This window comes from Sulfurovum sp. NBC37-1, from assembly GCF_000010345.1.
Classification (GTDB): Bacteria; Campylobacterota; Campylobacteria; order Campylobacterales; family Sulfurovaceae; genus Sulfurovum.
In genome coordinates this window covers 228,022-242,436 of the sequence record NC_009663.1, presented here as the reverse complement: position 1 = coordinate 242,436, position 14,415 = coordinate 228,022, and the positions used below count along the sequence as shown (strand labels likewise).

The 14,415-nt window shown below is 42.5% G+C and carries 18 protein-coding genes; 6 read left to right on the top strand and 12 right to left on the bottom strand.

Features of this window, described 5'->3' with window-relative positions:
* Window positions 1-5: 5 nt before the first annotated feature.
* Window positions 6-356: a hypothetical protein gene (locus SUN_RS01270; protein WP_011979935.1), complete on the bottom strand. Its 351-nt coding sequence runs from the start codon at window positions 354-356 to the stop codon at window positions 6-8.
* A gap of 186 nt (window positions 357-542) precedes the next feature.
* Complete coding sequence (locus tag SUN_RS01265) at window positions 543-908, bottom strand: hypothetical protein (protein WP_011979934.1); 366 nt, start codon at window positions 906-908, stop codon at window positions 543-545.
* Window positions 909-1,047: 139 nt separating this feature from the next.
* Between SUN_RS01265 and SUN_RS01260 the strand changes: the two genes are divergently transcribed.
* The 5 genes from SUN_RS01260 (at window position 1,048) to hisIE (ending at window position 4,504) form a co-directional block, all read left to right on the top strand.
* Entirely contained in the window at window positions 1,048-1,431 is a 384-nt protein-coding gene (locus SUN_RS01260) for a hypothetical protein (RefSeq protein ID WP_011979933.1), read from the top strand.
* A gap of 2 nt (window positions 1,432-1,433) precedes the next feature.
* Window positions 1,434-1,622, top strand: coding sequence for a hypothetical protein (locus SUN_RS01255; protein WP_041672646.1), 189 nt, complete (start codon window positions 1,434-1,436; stop codon window positions 1,620-1,622).
* Between the two features lie 74 nt (window positions 1,623-1,696).
* A complete protein-coding gene (locus SUN_RS01250) occupies window positions 1,697-2,611 on the top strand; it encodes a branched-chain amino acid transaminase (RefSeq protein WP_011979932.1) in 915 nt (304 codons plus the stop codon).
* Window positions 2,612-2,652: 41 nt separating this feature from the next.
* Window positions 2,653-3,741, top strand: a complete 1,089-nt coding sequence (locus SUN_RS01245) for a prohibitin family protein (protein WP_011979931.1) — start codon at window positions 2,653-2,655, stop codon at window positions 3,739-3,741.
* Between the two features lie 94 nt (window positions 3,742-3,835).
* Window positions 3,836-4,504, top strand: a complete 669-nt coding sequence (gene hisIE / locus SUN_RS01240; protein WP_011979930.1) for a bifunctional phosphoribosyl-AMP cyclohydrolase/phosphoribosyl-ATP diphosphatase HisIE — start codon at window positions 3,836-3,838, stop codon at window positions 4,502-4,504.
* Between the two features lie 104 nt (window positions 4,505-4,608).
* Here the strand turns inward: hisIE and purF are convergent, their stop codons facing one another.
* The 9 genes from purF to SUN_RS01195 all read right to left on the bottom strand — a co-directional run bounded on the left by purF (window position 4,609) and on the right by SUN_RS01195 (window position 13,470).
* The gene (gene purF, locus SUN_RS01235) at window positions 4,609-5,979 is read right to left on the bottom strand and encodes an amidophosphoribosyltransferase (RefSeq protein ID WP_011979929.1); all 1,371 of its coding nucleotides are present in this window, start codon (window positions 5,977-5,979) and stop codon (window positions 4,609-4,611) included.
* A gap of 1 nt (window position 5,980) precedes the next feature.
* Window positions 5,981-6,748 (bottom strand): 4-hydroxy-tetrahydrodipicolinate reductase, encoded by a 768-nt coding sequence (gene dapB, locus SUN_RS01230; protein WP_011979928.1) that lies wholly within the window; start codon window positions 6,746-6,748, stop codon window positions 5,981-5,983.
* A gap of 10 nt (window positions 6,749-6,758) precedes the next feature.
* Entirely contained in the window at window positions 6,759-7,700 is a 942-nt protein-coding gene (gene trxB / locus SUN_RS01225) for a thioredoxin-disulfide reductase (RefSeq protein ID WP_011979927.1), read from the bottom strand.
* Between the two features lie 203 nt (window positions 7,701-7,903).
* Window positions 7,904-8,221 carry a thioredoxin gene (gene trxA, locus SUN_RS01220; protein WP_011979926.1) on the bottom strand — a complete coding sequence of 106 codons (318 nt, stop codon included), beginning with the start codon at window positions 8,219-8,221 and terminating at the stop codon, window positions 7,904-7,906.
* 117 nt (window positions 8,222-8,338) lie between these two features.
* Complete coding sequence (locus SUN_RS01215; protein WP_011979925.1) at window positions 8,339-9,121, bottom strand: phytanoyl-CoA dioxygenase family protein; 783 nt, start codon at window positions 9,119-9,121, stop codon at window positions 8,339-8,341.
* 34 nt (window positions 9,122-9,155) lie between these two features.
* Window positions 9,156-9,497 carry a YraN family protein gene (locus tag SUN_RS01210; RefSeq protein ID WP_011979924.1) on the bottom strand — a complete coding sequence of 114 codons (342 nt, stop codon included), beginning with the start codon at window positions 9,495-9,497 and terminating at the stop codon, window positions 9,156-9,158.
* Window positions 9,490-9,942 carry an ORF6N domain-containing protein gene (locus SUN_RS01205; protein WP_011979923.1) on the bottom strand — a complete coding sequence of 151 codons (453 nt, stop codon included), beginning with the start codon at window positions 9,940-9,942 and terminating at the stop codon, window positions 9,490-9,492. The genes SUN_RS01210 and SUN_RS01205 overlap by 8 nt, the downstream gene beginning before the upstream one ends.
* A gap of 271 nt (window positions 9,943-10,213) precedes the next feature.
* Window positions 10,214-11,125, bottom strand: coding sequence for a hypothetical protein (locus tag SUN_RS01200; RefSeq protein WP_011979922.1), 912 nt, complete (start codon window positions 11,123-11,125; stop codon window positions 10,214-10,216).
* A 233-nt stretch (window positions 11,126-11,358) separates the two neighbouring features.
* On the bottom strand, window positions 11,359-13,470 hold the full coding sequence (locus SUN_RS01195; RefSeq protein ID WP_011979921.1) for a molybdopterin oxidoreductase family protein: 2,112 nt from the start codon (window positions 13,468-13,470) through the stop codon (window positions 11,359-11,361).
* Between the two features lie 133 nt (window positions 13,471-13,603).
* Here SUN_RS01195 and SUN_RS01190 point away from each other — a divergent pair, with 133 nt between their 5' ends.
* Window positions 13,604-13,849 (top strand): hypothetical protein, encoded by a 246-nt coding sequence (locus SUN_RS01190; protein ID WP_011979920.1) that lies wholly within the window; start codon window positions 13,604-13,606, stop codon window positions 13,847-13,849.
* Window positions 13,850-13,906: 57 nt separating this feature from the next.
* Here the strand turns inward: SUN_RS01190 and SUN_RS01185 are convergent, their stop codons facing one another.
* Window positions 13,907-14,407, bottom strand: coding sequence for a YajQ family cyclic di-GMP-binding protein (locus SUN_RS01185; RefSeq protein WP_011979919.1), 501 nt, complete (start codon window positions 14,405-14,407; stop codon window positions 13,907-13,909).
* Between the last annotated feature and the right edge of the window lie 8 nt (window positions 14,408-14,415).

The following is a 14,415-nucleotide window of genomic DNA, read 5'->3' as shown; positions in this document are numbered from 1 at the left end:
TCCTTTTATTTTGTATCCTGTACGGTATCGTCTGCATCTTCGTAACGCTCATCTGCTGCACTTATCAGATAAAAATATAGGTGCGGGATAAAGAGATACGCCACCATCGTGACCATCAGCACTTTTACTGTGAAATGGTTACTCTGGATAAGCATCGCGAAGTCGTACAGGAAGTAAGTTTGTAATGCCCAAAATAGATACCCCACAGGCATCCATTTCTTGGAAAAGTACCCCATTTTGGCTAGGGTAATGATCGCTGCATACCCTATGCCGAAAACAAGTACCAGTGTCGATTCAATGAAGATCGGTAAGAACTGATCCAACGCGATCTCTGGGCGAACGATTAATGGCTCCATTCATGGCTCCTGTGGAAATATCTATTTACTAAAGGGGTCAAAACCCTAGAGCATAAGAGTATTATGACAGTTTAACGCTTGAATCGAATTGACATATATCAAGAAAAGGAGAAAAATTGAGGAAATTAAACGATTGGTTAAGTAGTAATTATAGTTGTTTTAAAAGAAAAAGTTATAGATGCATCGTTATTCAACGATACATCTCGCAGCAAAGAAAGGCCTTACATAGTTGGGAGAAACAAAGTTGTCTCCTTCAAGTGTCCAGTCGTCCTCTTTTTTAATATATACCGACTGAGCCACTTTACGCTGCATTCTGCTTTCGCAGATAACGGTTTGCCCATTCTCGAAAGCAGTTTTGACCGCTTCCATTCTGCTTGTGGTGATCTTGTAATGCAGCCCCACCATGACGGCGATCACCAGTGATACCCACAAAAGCCCTCTCTTCCAAGCTCCCTTGGACATGAACGGACGCGTACCGACAAAAAGAGTGATGAGAAGAATGATACCTCCCAGTATGAGGTAGGCACCTTCGAGATAAAAAAAGTTTTGCATAATCATTTGCCCTTATATATTAATAATGAATATAATAGTAACACAGTTTAGCCTTATGCCTATTGATACTCATCAAGCCTCTTTTAATGAAAAGCCTCTATACTTGCAGGAATCATTTTATAATTTTTAAAGGCCTACCATGCAGAACATGCGAAAATATCTTCTACCCGCATTTTTTCTCGGTTTTCTACTTATAGGTATCAACGCCCTCATAGAAAGCAAACCCAGCCCCAAAAATGCCAGAGTCTACAAAACCGTACAGCAGTTCAGTCCCTATATGCTCGAAAAGCGTTTTGGCGGCCTGCAGATCATCAACAAAGAAGATCCTGAGTTTAAAGAGAAACCCAACAACATGACCATTTTCAAAGAGTTCGAGCGCCTGGAAAAAGAGTGGGGGAAAAAGCATTTAAAACTTCAAAATGATACATTGCTCATCATGGACAACAACGGTACAACACTTCATAAGCTGCCTCTTCAGCGCAAAGAAGAGACAGAATTCATACATCGCTACTACGGAATTTAACCATGCTTGATATTGTCTTAACACTTGTCTTTTCCATTGTCATGCTGGTCTTCATGGCCTTCCCTGCTATGAAGATCTCCAACTGGCTGCAGGAGAAAATGGCATTCTCGGACAGAACCCATAATGTTCTCCAGATACTTCTCACTGTTTTCCTTTCCCTCTGCGTAGGCCTTTTCCTTAAGTATGCATAACCACATATTAACAACAATTTAGCTAAAATAATCCATTAATTTTACATCCGTATCGGGTGTCTTGGAGTATAACAATGAATGAAGCAAAATATATCTGGATGGATGGAGAATTGATAGCCTGGAAAGATGCCAAAGTGCATATTCTCACACATACAGTACACTATGGAAATGCTGTTTTTGAGGGGACCAGAGCATACCAGACTGAAGATGGCTTAGCCATTTTTAGACTGGATGATCACTGCAAAAGACTTTTTAATTCTGCCAAGATTGTTGCTATCAAACCAAATATGGATTATGAGACAGTAAGACAGGCACATATTGACGTACTGAGAAGTAATGAATTTACCGAAAATGTATATATGAGACCTCTTATATTCCTGGGGTATGGACAAATGGGAGTACATCATGTCAAAGCTCCTGTCAGAACGGCGGTTGCTGCCTGGGAATGGGGGGCTTACCTCGGTGATGAAGGCCTTGAAAATGGCATTAAGGTCTGCACCTCGTCTATTACACGCAATCCGAACCGTTCTACTTTCGGTAAAGCCAAGGCAGCAGCAAACTACCTCAATAGTCAAATGGCCAAATATGAAGCTATTGAAAATGGTTTTGAGGAAGCACTCATGCTTGACGAGAACGGTTTTGCCGCAGAGGGAACAGGTGAGTGTCTTTTTATCGTAAGAGATGGTGTTTTAATTTCACCTCCAAACGACAATTCCCTGGAATCTATCACCCAGGATACTATTTTGGAGCTCGCAAAAGATGCCAATATACCAATAGAGCGTAGAAATATTACCCGGGATGAGATCTATATCTGCGATGAAGCATTCTTTACCGGAACCGCAGCCGAAGTAACGCCGATCAACTCACTTGATCACAGAGTTGTCGGCAATGGAGCAAGAGGGTCCATGACAGAGCAGCTTCAAAGTGCCTATTTTGATGTTGTTTTTGGCAGAAATGAAAAATACAAACATTATCTGACTTATATTTAACATACAAATCAATAGATCCAGCAAAAACAAAAAGGAATGCAATGCCAGCAGACATGAACGACTATTTTAAAAAGAAAAAACCCAATAACAGCAATAATAACAATCAGGGGAACGGGAACAATAGTTTCCAAAACCCTATGGGCAATATGGGGAAAGGTGCCTCGTGGGTGCTTATTGTCATTGCTATTGCTTTTGGCCTTTTTGCCCTAAAACCTTTTACGATCATCAATTCCGGTGAAGTCGGAATCAAAATCAATACCGGTAAATTTGAGGACACTCCTTTGCAGCCGGGGCTTCACTTCTATATTCCAGTCCTGCAGAAGATCGTGCCGGTCAACACCCGTATCAGGCTCATCACCTACTCTGATGTTTCAACCGGTTCACTTGGTGACGGATACAAAAACTATGAAGGCGGGCTCAAGCGAAATCCTGCCATTACCGTACTTGACCGACGCGGTCTGACCGTCAACATCGATATTGCCGTTCAGTACCGTCTACGTGCAGAAACAGCACCAAAAACCATTGAAAAATGGGGTACGAGCTGGGAAGAGAAGATCATCAATTCAAAAGTACGTGAAGTGGTACGTGATGTCGTAGGACAGTACACAGCAGAGCAGCTTCCCGAAATGCGTAACGAGATCGCCGCAGCCATTGAAGCAAAGATCAAGCAAAGCGTCAATGAACTACCCGCAAAACCGGTCATCCTTACTTCTGTAGAACTCAGAACCATCAACCTTCCTACAAAGATCAAGGACCAGATCGAGCGTGTACAGATCGCAAAGCAGGAAGTGACCATTGCCGAGCAGATGAAAGAGAAAGCGAAACAGGAAGCACAGCGTAAAGCGGAGATCGCTCGCGGTGAAGCAGAAAAGAACCGTATCGAAGCACAGGGTGAAGCGGACAAGATCCGTATCGAAGCCGAAGAGCAGGCCAAAGCGAACAAACTCATTTCAAACTCACTCACATCTGATCTTCTGCAACTCGAGCAGATCAAGACACAGGGAAAATTCAACGAAGCACTCAAAGTCAATAAAGATGCTCAGATATTCCTGACACCCGGCGGCGCGGTACCGAACATCTGGGTAGATGCCAAAGGAAAAGAGCAAAGAGCCATCTCGGCTGCCCAATAATATCTCGTAGGGTGTGCAATTGCACACCACAGATAAAAAGAATAGATATCATCGGTGTGCAATTGCACACCCTACACATGGAGAAATTATCATAATGACCATAGACTGGAACAAAAACCCCCTTATCCCCGCCATTGCACAGGATGCACAGACAAACGATGTCCTTATGCTTGCCTACATGAATAAAGAAGCCTATGAACTCACCCTCTCTACGGGATATGCACACTACTTCAGCCGAAGCAAACAGCGGATCTGGAAAAAGGGTGAAAGCTCCGGGCATACACAGGAAGTCAAAGATGTACTGCTCGACTGCGATGCGGATACCGTGATACTCAAGATAAAGCAGAACGGTGTCGCCTGTCATACAGGACGTAAAAGCTGTTTCTTTACTTCTGTCCTCCAGGACAGGGTCATTCTGGACAAAGAGGTCGATACCGATGCCATTTACGGTGTGGTAGATACCCTTTACCATACCATTCTTGAACGCAAAAATGCCTCAGCAGAACAGAAATCATGGACAAAAAAACTGCTGGATGACAAAGAACTGATGCTTTCCAAAATTCGTGAAGAAGCGGACGAAGTCTGTGTCGCTATTGACGAAGAGAGTGATGAACAGGTCATCTATGAAAGTGCCGACCTGCTATACCATACCCTCGTCGGACTCGGATACAGAGAGATCTCTCCGGACAGAGTAAAACAGGAATTGGCAAGACGTTTCGGTATGTCGGGAATAGAAGAGAAAGAGAATAGAAAGAAATCGTAGGGTGACCGTGTCCCCACGGCACCATTTGCGTTTAAACCAGTGGTGCTGTCGGGAGACAGCACCCTACGCGGTTTTTGCATGCAGAAGACAGTGAGTCCAGCACATTAACACCCGCCGGCACATCCTGGGCTATCAGCACTTCCCCCTGCAAAGTAATCCCCATCAAAACTGACAAGTGAATAGTTTCTATCTTTTCCAAGAGACTCTTTTAATCCCTCTATGGATAAAAAACCAAGTGAATCGGCACCCATATTTTTAGCGATCTCTTCGGGAGTATATTTGGTAGAAACAAGCTCCTGTTTCGTCGGCGTATCGATACCGTATCGGCAGGGGTATTTGATCTCCGGTGCCGCGATGCGCATATGTACCTCTTTGGCACCTGCCTCTTTCAGCATTCTGACGATCTGCTTGGAAGTCGTACCTCTTACCAGTGAATCATCGATGATCGCTACTCTTTTCCCACGGATCAAATGTTTAATAGGAGAGAGTTTCATCTTCACTTTAAGGTCACGGATCTCCTGCGTAGGCTCAATGAACGTTCGACCCACATAGTGGTTCCGTACGATTCCCATCTCAAAAGGCACACCAAGTCCGTCCGCATACCCTCTGGCAGCAGCTACCCCGGAATCAGGTACAGGCAATACCAGATCAATGTCTGCCGGTGTCTCTTTAGCCAACTGTCTTCCCATCTGCAGACGCTTCTGATAAACATTTTTCCCATCGATAATAGAATCCGGTCTTGCAAAGTAGATGTACTCAAAAGCACACGGGTGATAATCGGGTTCAAATATCTGCTCAGAAAGCGGTTCCTTCCCCTCTTCGAAGATCAGCATCTCACCAGGTCTGACATCACGTACGAACTCTGCCCCTACAAGATCAAAAGCACAAGTCTCTGATGCAACGATCCATCCACCGTCTTTGAGCTTGCCGAGGCTGAGAGGACGGATACCGAATCTGTCGCGGATCACGAACATTTTGGAGCGGCTCTGAATTGCCAGACAGTAGGCACCCTCTATTTTATGTATCATATCTTTGATACGGTCGACCAATGCATCGTTTTGGCTTTTGGCGATAAGGTGAATGATATTCTCAGTATCCATATCGGTCTGGAAAATAGCCCCACGATCAATCAGTCTGTTACGCACTTCATTTTTATTAATAAGGTTCCCGTTATGTACGACGGAGATCTCACCCAACTTGTATTTTGCAAAAACAGGCTGGGAATCCCCGGCAGATTCACTTCCGGCCGTTGAATAACGATTATGCCCTACAGCACATCTGCCTTCCATACTGTCGAGTGTCTCCTGTGAAAAAACGTCTGCCACCATACCGCGTTTTTTGTACATGAAGATACGCTCACCGTTCGCCGTGGAGATACCCGTAGCCTCCTGTCCGCGATGCTGCATCGCAAAGAGAGAGTAGTAGGCTACCGTAGAAGCTTTTTTCGCACCGAACACACCGACAATTGCACACATATTAAATTCCTAAACAATCATTAATCGAATAAAGACCGTTCTTCTGGTCTACCAGCCATTTCGCCGCTCTGATGGCACCTTTGGAAAAAGTCTCCCTGCTGGTTGCCGTATGGTTGAGCTCGAGGAATTCACCATCATTGTAGAAACCGACGGTATGCCGCCCTACGATGTCACCGCCGCGCAGTGCCATTACCGCAATCTCATCCTTGGTTCTTGCACCGATCTGACCGTCCCTGCCCGATACCCGAACATCATCAAGATCAAGTCCACGCCCTTTGGCAGCGAATTCGCCCAGTGTCAGTGCCGTGCCGCTTGGTGCATCTACTTTGTGTCTGTGATGCTGTTCTACGATCTCTATGTCGAAATCTTTCAACGTCGCTGAAACCTGCTCAACCAACTGCTTTAAAAGAGCAATGCCCGCAGACATATTGGAAGAGTAGAGTACCGGCATCTCTTTGGCCGCTTCTGTCAGAAGGTTCTGTTGATGCGCCGTAAAACCGGTCGTTGCAATGACAAGCGCCGTAGGATTCTTCAGCGCTTCTTCACAAAGCTCCTGTGTAGCGACAGGGGCCGAGAAGTCTATCACGACATCACATGCTTTAAGCACTTCACTCATGGAATTGGTGATGAGCACTTCATCGGGGACATCTACCGTCAGCTCATCGAATACATGCAGCGCAGCAAGCTCCAGTCCCTCTTCTTCAAGCACATTCTTGATCAGATGCGCACCCATTCTTCCTGTACTACCGACGATTCCTACTTTTGTCATACTGTTATCCTTATGCCTGTTCTTGAATATATGAAATTACCTGCAATGCAGCTGTCGCACCGTCACCGGCTGCAACCACGACCTGCTTTGGTGCCTCGACACGAAGATCGCCTGCGGCATAAAGCCCTTCTACCGATGTCCTCATACTCAGATCAACAATTACCTGGCCCCAGTCGTTCATTTCACAGATGAATCCACCGTTCTCATCTTTCAGTACTTCATTGCGTACATCATGCCCGACAAACACAAAGAGCCCGGTATTTTTCATATCTGTAATTTCATCTGTTTTTATATTCCTGACCTTCATACCCTGAAGTCCCATCGCATCCCCATACGCCTCTTCAATCACAGAATCGGTCACAAGATGAATATTCTCTTTTTTCTCGACTCTCTCCATCGTTGGAGGGGCTGCTCTAAATGTATCTCTTCGGTGTATCACATAGACATCTGAACAGATGTTGGAAAGATACAATGCCTCTTCCAGCGCGGTATCGCCGCCACCTAGTACGGTAACAGGTTTGTCTTTATAAAAGAACCCGTCGCAGGTTGCACAGGTACTTACACCTTTTCCGAAAAACTCATCTTCGCCTTTGAATCCCGCACGTTTAGGTACGGATCCTGTACAGACAACAGTCGTTTTTGCTTCTACCTGTTCTCCGCCCTCAAGTGTAATGGTAAAATGCTCACCTGTTTTTGCTATGCGTTCTACTTTTTTCATCTCATGCTTGAGACCGAAGTGAAAACACTGCTTCTGCCAGGTATCCATGAAATCCATACCTGTTTTGTCATGCTCAAAAAATCCCGGATAGTTCTCTATCTCCGAACTCTGTGTGATCTGTCCGCCCGGCATTCCCATTTCGAACATGGTTACATTCTTCAGCCCGCCTCTGGTCGCATAGAGTCCTGCCGTAAGCCCAGCAGGCCCACCACCGATAATTGCACAATCTAACATGGTAAATCCTTAAAATTTTTAAACAAATAATTACTGAAATTATACACTTTAAATACTTGGTTAATAATTTTTTAGAAGAGGTTGTTAAAAGATTTCAAATCCCCGTCATCCTGAACTCGATTCAGGATCTCTTTGGGTTTCAAAATGATTTTGAAGTTTTAGGGGATTCTGAAACAAGTTCAGAATGACGTAAGATATATTACTTACAGCAGTGCGTTTATTTTTTCTGCAAATGCATCTTTGGAAGCGGCACCTACCATTTGGTCTGCGACTTCACCGTTCTTGAAGAAAAGGATCGCAGGGATAGATCTGATACCGTATTTAACAGCAAGTTCCTGCTGCTCGTCAGTGTTCACTTTAGCGATAGTCGCCTTGCCTTCGTACTCTTCTGCCAATTCCTCAACAACAGGAGCGATCATTCTACAAGGTCCGCACCATGGAGCCCAGAAGTCTACCATTGTTACACCTTCAGCTACTGTCGCGTCAAAGTTTTCGCTTGTTAATTCTACATATTTTGCCATATTAAATCCTTTTATTTGGTTTGATTTGAAAATTATATCTTAAATTCATTAATGGGTTATAGCTTATATTTATTATTTTGTCAACTTTTTTACCTAAATTACTTCAGGGAACACTTTTTATGTCAATGGTACCTCTTTAAACTCAGAAGAACGCGTTCCCTCAATCGCTTTGTTACTGCACCCTTTGACTGTATAGACGAATGATATCTTCGGTTCATCCGTACTGTTCCTGTTGGCTCTGTGCAGAAGTTTGCAATGAAAAAGGACCACATCGCCTTTCTGTAGAGGATAACTCACTTTTTTTGCAATGATCTCCTCATTCTCTTTATGGCTGTCCGAGAAATACTCTTTCTCATCAAACTGCGAGGGTATAAAATTCATTTTATGGCTTCCGGGGATGAATTCCAATACCCCGTTATCACTATTCTCTTCATCTAGTGCCAGCCAGACACTCACCAGATTGTCTGTTTCAAAATGCCAGTAACGGAAATCTTGATGCCAGGAGGTCTCAGTAGAGGTATGTGGCATTTTTGTCATAATGGAATTATGATGCGAGATAGTGATCGCAGGGGCTTCTCCCAATATTTGCTTGAGTACTGGACGTATCTTTTCGTTCTCCATCCACTGCTTGAAAACAATGTCACGATGATACACCTGACGCAGTCTGCGTACGGTAATATGTTTTTCGACCTGTTCAGAATGGGCATCCGAGATACGTTCTCTCTCTTCTTTCGATTTGGCAATGTACTCAAATTCAGTTTCAACAGGTGGTACTTTATGTTTCAGATGTGCCAGGGCAATATCTCGGATCGTATCACAGAGCTCATGGTCTGCAAATTGGGGCAATAGCAAAAAACCATTCGCTTCAAAATTCTGAAGTGCTTCTTCTGTCAATCTCATCATTCACTCTTTAAATATTTATTATTTGCAATGATTATAGCGTAACATTCTCAATGAATTCAACCTCGTCGCCCCGGATGATAAGTGCATCTACGGAAAAAGAAACATCGATCTTTTTACTTTTCATATAGTAGTGTGCGGAATTGATTACTTTTCTGAGCTTGTCAGGCGTCACATTATAGACAGGGTCGAAGTCCGCCTTTCCCGACTTCACTTCAATGAAATGCAGTACCTCATCTTTCTGGGCGATGATGTCGATCTCCCCTAGTTTTCTGGCGAAGTAATTCCGTTCGATGACAATAAATCCTTCCTGTTCCAGGAACAGGGTAGCCAGATCCTCACTTTTATCACCAAAAATTTTGGGGAGTTCACGCATCTCTTATAAATCCCATTACTTTTTCATCCGTTTTTTTAGTCTCACTTACAAGCGTATCCAAGATCGCAAACACCTCTTTGAACTGCTTGTCATTTTTACGTTCGAGTTCTATAAGTTTTTTACCCAGTGCATTGTAGTGCAAAGTAAATTCTCTGAGTTTCGTAAAAGTACGCATAATCTCTATACTCACCTCAATAGCCACTTGACTTTTAAGTACAGCCGAAAGCATATAGACACCATTTTCGGTAAAGACGTAAGGTAGATATCGCCTACCGCCATGCTGTTCTAAACTTGAGGTCACAATTTGTGACCTCAAGTTTTCATACTCTTTTTCAGTCAATTGAAACATAAAATCTTCAGGAAAACGTTCACTGTTTCTTTTTACTGATTGGTTAAAAACTTTTGTTTCCACTTCATATAGTTCTGCCAAATCACTATCAAGCATGATCTCTGCTTTCCACGTAGTGTGTATATTTTATGATGGATGGGTATGGTGAGTTCATTCATGGGTACTCCTGCCAGTTTATATTAGAAGTATAGAGGGAAAAAGAGGAAGGAGTTGAAAATATGTCATATTGTAATACTTTTCAAGCATTACAATTATATTTGCAAGTGTAGTTTCCCTACGGTCATGACATCTTTTTAATAATCTCTGACTAAGAATTTCATTCTAAACATCTGAAATGAAAAGAGAAAACCTTATAAAATTATATATTTTATAAGGTTTTTGACTCTAAACTTTTAATCAATGCTTTATTTGTTTCTATATTCCTCCACAAATCAATTTTTGTACTATCAATTCGTTTGACACCTTCAAATACTAAAATACCTGATACCATTCTTATTACTTTATAGCCAGGTGTTTTCTCATTGTCAGAACTTTGCCACTTATTATATTCTTCCAAAAATTTATTTTTTTCTTCTTTAAATTTTTTATCAAAATCTTTTAATTCTTCTTTTTTTAACGCATAGTATTCTTTGTTGTAATTTTTTATTGAAGAATCAACTTTTACCAAAAAATCATCTTTGAAATCACTATCTGCCTTGAGAACTTTAATCAAATCTATTCTATCTTTTTCAAGTGCTTCAAAAAATATTTTTGTATCAAATAATAATAGTTCCGACAGCCTGTTCTTGAAAAAATTTTCTTGTTCATTTGAAAAAAGATTATTTTTTAATCCCTGTGTTAAACTACTAATCGCTCTTTTCTCAATTTCAATTCGATACACCATACTTAATACTGACTTTTCATCAATATTATTCAATCCGTTGAAAATTTTGATGTATATATTCAATGCTGTATCTAACTTTCCAATATTTTCAAGGTACTTTATATATGATAAAAGACACCAATAATCATCACCTGTTAAAAGTATTTTTGGAATAGGAGCAACATCATTAAGAGTAGGCTCGACTATTAAAATAGGTTTTTTAATTTTCTTCAAAACCTCTGGCAAAAATTTTTCACCATATTTGATAATAAACTGATTTAAAGTCTCATTCTTATCATTCCAGCCATTTTCAACAATATATTGTAGCTGTTCAGTATTCTCTTCATTTGGTATTTCTAGTTTAAATTCAGACCATAATCCAAAGGTCAACAAAAAAAATAGTTTAATGATTTTCATAGCTTTTACTTCCTAATTTTTTATTATTAAGAGTGTATCAGAAATGTCTTGATATTGAGAAAATACTACAAAGCTATTAAGGTAAAAACGAAAACCTCATAATCTAACATATTTTATAAGGTTATCCGCTGTAGCGATGTTTGCGAGTCATAAACATATATCCTTCTATAAAAAACCTTATAAAATGTTCTATATAGGAGGTTTTATAAGGTCACAAACTGTGACCTTTCAGATTATCCGCAAGCGATCTCATCCCCTACAGGGATCACATCTACCTTGACCGATTTGAATCTTGCCGTCATAATAAGCTCATCACACTCATCCCCAAAAAGCGCATTGATACGGCTTTTGGCATGGTGAAAGGTGCAGAAAAGTGTCTTTGCCTTTACCTTTTCGGTATATTTTACCGTCAGCGCTTCACTTTCTCCATACTCACTTTTCAGGATCACTTTGTCACCGAACTTCTCTTCATCATCAAGTGGTGCGAGGAGGACATCTTCATCGTATTTTGTATCAAGTTTGGAGCTTCTTTTGGTTTGGGCGGCATTGTTGTAGTGTGCCAGTGTGCGGCCCGTTGTCAGGTAATACCCTTCAAGAGAGTCATTATAAAATCTCTTTTCCATGATCTCCTGTACCATGCCCCTTGGCTCATACTGCTTGTAGACATATTTTCCAAGTCCGTCATCCGTACGGAAATCAAGCAGATGGAGTACCGGGGTATCCTCATGGTAGATCGGCCACTGCATCCCTCTTTTTCTGTGACGTGCCAGCCTGTAGTAGTCCGCACCGCTGAATCTGCGTGGTGCCACTTCCCTTACCTCGTTCCAGACATCTTCGGATGTTTTGAAGTTGAAGTTCTCTCCGTCCCCAAGTTTCTGTGCCATTTGTGTAAGCACTTCCCAGTCATCAGGAAGATCGGATTTAACCAGTGGCTGTGAGAGGTGCAGACGGCGCATTGCATTGACATAGACACCTGTCTTCTCGTAGGCCGAACGCACACCGATGACCATGTCGGCACGCTGGGCAATATCGTTCATGAAAAGCTCCTGTACCATCAGGAACTCAAGCTCTCCAATCGCCTTTTCTGTCTTGTTGACATTGGGGTGGATATGGGTGATATCCTCTCCCATGTTGAGCAGCCCCTTAATACGTCCTTCTATCATCGCATCCACAAGCTGCGGTGTCATCAGTCCTTCTACTTTTGGCTGCTGATAATCCGGTGCAAAGTATGGCAGACATCCCATATCGCAGGCACCCTGTACATTGTTTTGTCCACGAAGCGGCATCAGGCCCGCACCCGTCTTTCCGACATTCCCCGTCATCAATGCCAGGTGGGTGATCGCCATGACTGCATAGGAACCGTCCAGATGCTCGGTGATGCCCAGACCCCAGAAGATCATCGATTTTTTGACGGCATACTCTCTTGCAATATTGGGGATCATTTTTGCAAGATACTCATACCCTTCGACCTCTTTAAAGAAAGAGGGATCGGCATACGGATCGTTCAGTATCTTCTCTTTGAATTCCTCAAAACCCTTGGTACGGGTGTTAATGAAACTCTCGTCGTACAGCTCTTCATCGATGATCACATAAGCCATCATATTGAGTATGAGCAGGTTGGATTCAAAAGGGATGACACAATTGTGTTTTGCCAGTCTTGCCAGCTTTGTTTCGCGCACGTCGATCACGGAAAGGTTGTTATGTTTCTTTGCCATATCGACAATACGGTTCGCGATGATCGGATGTGCTTCCATCGTGTTGGAACCGATAACGATCATATATTCACACTCGTAGATATCGTTGTACGGATTGGTTGCAGCACCCTCACCGATGGTCGCTCTCATCCCTTTGAGGCTTGGAGAATGACAGACTCTCGCACAGTTGTCCACATGTGGAGAGTCCATGGTCTCACGACAGAACTTCTGGAAGGCATAAGCGGATTCACAGGAAGTCCTGGCCCCGCCGATGGCACAGAAACTGTCACTGCCGTATTTCTCTTTGATCTCAGCAAATTTCATGGCGGCGATCGTGGTTGCCGTATCCAGATCGCAGGTCATATAATTGGTATCGAATTCGGAAAGTTTTGAAGAAAACTGCTTCTGGATATGAGGATTTTTTTCCAAAAAAGTCTTTTTAATACGCGGTTCACGTATCCGGTCCTTTGCATCGACAAAGTCATACCCGTACTTGCCTTTAATACAGAGTTTTCCTTCAGAAACCACCCCGTCCTTCTGTGCAAATATCTTTACGATCTTGTTGTTCTCCACCACACCCGTAATATCGCACCCGACACCACAATAGGTACAGACACTCTCTATCTCTTCTCTCTCATATTTCTTTGTCATAGTACGCCTTTTCAGTCAACATGCTTCTTTTTACAATAAATAAGAGTAAATTTATCCTATTTGGACTTAAATTAACGTTTTTTTTAAGCCCTTGCGGTTATTGTTAGAAACAATTATATCAAAAAGGATAAATATGTTTACAATTACTGTAGAAAAAGAGTGCGGATGTTTCCGAAAAAGCGGCTTAACGAACAATGTAGCCTTTGAGAATAAAGACGATGCCCTCATAGAAGCAATAAAAATGCTAAATCTTATGAACGAAGAGTTCTGTAATAAGCATGACTTCAGGCTTGAAGAAGATGGACAGAATTTCGATATATTCGTAGCGGAAAACCCAAGAGTACACTCAGGATGCTGTGGTGGGGGACACTGTGGCTAATCAGCCGTTCAACTGATTTGGAGTGCAGGATTGAAAAATGGTGCGCAATTGCGCACCCTACTTGAAGTTCCCAAAAGTCAATGGTGCTTTGAGATCCTCCATCTGCTTGACCAAGGCGATCACCGCCTGCAGATCATCTATCTTTTTCCCGGTAACACGTATCTCATCACCCTGAATGGAAGGCGTAACCTTCAACTTGGCATCCTTGATCGCCTTGACGATCTTCTTTGCCTCATCTTTTTCAATGCTGTCAACGATACGGTAAACCACCTTCACATTTCCGCCGCTGATCCCTTCCGTTTTTACCTCATCAAGTGACTTGGTGGAAAGCCCACGCTTTATCATCTTGCTCATCACGATATCTTTGAGTGCATCTATCTTACTGTCACTGGAACTGGAGAGATTCAGTACTTTCGCTTTTTCATTCAAGTCTATCTCTACCATAATTCCCTTGAAATCGAAACGTGTACTCACCTCTTTTTTTGCCTGCTCGATAGCATTTTTCATTTCCATCATATCCAGCTTGGCAGATATATCAAAATAGTGATCTTTTGCCATCCCTTCTC

What these genes read in the sequence shown, in the direction of transcription:
- SUN_RS01215 (WP_011979925.1), bottom strand. Translation starts at nt 9,121, where the DNA reads ATGAGATTGACAGAAGAAGCACTTCAGAATTTTGAAGCGAATGGTTTT.
- SUN_RS01265 (WP_011979934.1), bottom strand. Translation starts at nt 908, where the DNA reads ATGCAAAACTTTTTTTATCTCGAAGGTGCCTACCTCATACTGGGAGGT.
- hisIE (WP_011979930.1), top strand. Translation starts at nt 3,836, where the DNA reads ATGACCATAGACTGGAACAAAAACCCCCTTATCCCCGCCATTGCACAG.
- trxB (WP_011979927.1), bottom strand. Translation starts at nt 7,700, where the DNA reads ATGTTAGATTGTGCAATTATCGGTGGTGGGCCTGCTGGGCTTACGGCA.
- purF (WP_011979929.1), bottom strand. Translation starts at nt 5,979, where the DNA reads ATGTGTGCAATTGTCGGTGTGTTCGGTGCGAAAAAAGCTTCTACGGTA.
- SUN_RS01200 (WP_011979922.1), bottom strand. Translation starts at nt 11,125, where the DNA reads ATGAAAATCATTAAACTATTTTTTTTGTTGACCTTTGGATTATGGTCT.
- SUN_RS01245 (WP_011979931.1), top strand. Translation starts at nt 2,653, where the DNA reads ATGCCAGCAGACATGAACGACTATTTTAAAAAGAAAAAACCCAATAAC.
- SUN_RS01270 (WP_011979935.1), bottom strand. Translation starts at nt 356, where the DNA reads ATGGAGCCATTAATCGTTCGCCCAGAGATCGCGTTGGATCAGTTCTTA.
- SUN_RS01190 (WP_011979920.1), top strand. Translation starts at nt 13,604, where the DNA reads ATGTTTACAATTACTGTAGAAAAAGAGTGCGGATGTTTCCGAAAAAGC.
- SUN_RS01250 (WP_011979932.1), top strand. Translation starts at nt 1,697, where the DNA reads ATGAATGAAGCAAAATATATCTGGATGGATGGAGAATTGATAGCCTGG.
- SUN_RS01210 (WP_011979924.1), bottom strand. Translation starts at nt 9,497, where the DNA reads ATGCGTGAACTCCCCAAAATTTTTGGTGATAAAAGTGAGGATCTGGCT.
- dapB (WP_011979928.1), bottom strand. Translation starts at nt 6,748, where the DNA reads ATGACAAAAGTAGGAATCGTCGGTAGTACAGGAAGAATGGGTGCGCAT.
- SUN_RS01205 (WP_011979923.1), bottom strand. Translation starts at nt 9,942, where the DNA reads ATGCTTGATAGTGATTTGGCAGAACTATATGAAGTGGAAACAAAAGTT.
- SUN_RS01185 (WP_011979919.1), bottom strand. Translation starts at nt 14,407, where the DNA reads ATGGCAAAAGATCACTATTTTGATATATCTGCCAAGCTGGATATGATG.
- trxA (WP_011979926.1), bottom strand. Translation starts at nt 8,221, where the DNA reads ATGGCAAAATATGTAGAATTAACAAGCGAAAACTTTGACGCGACAGTA.
- SUN_RS01195 (WP_011979921.1), bottom strand. Translation starts at nt 13,470, where the DNA reads ATGACAAAGAAATATGAGAGAGAAGAGATAGAGAGTGTCTGTACCTAT.
- SUN_RS01255 (WP_041672646.1), top strand. Translation starts at nt 1,434, where the DNA reads ATGCTTGATATTGTCTTAACACTTGTCTTTTCCATTGTCATGCTGGTC.
- SUN_RS01260 (WP_011979933.1), top strand. Translation starts at nt 1,048, where the DNA reads ATGCAGAACATGCGAAAATATCTTCTACCCGCATTTTTTCTCGGTTTT.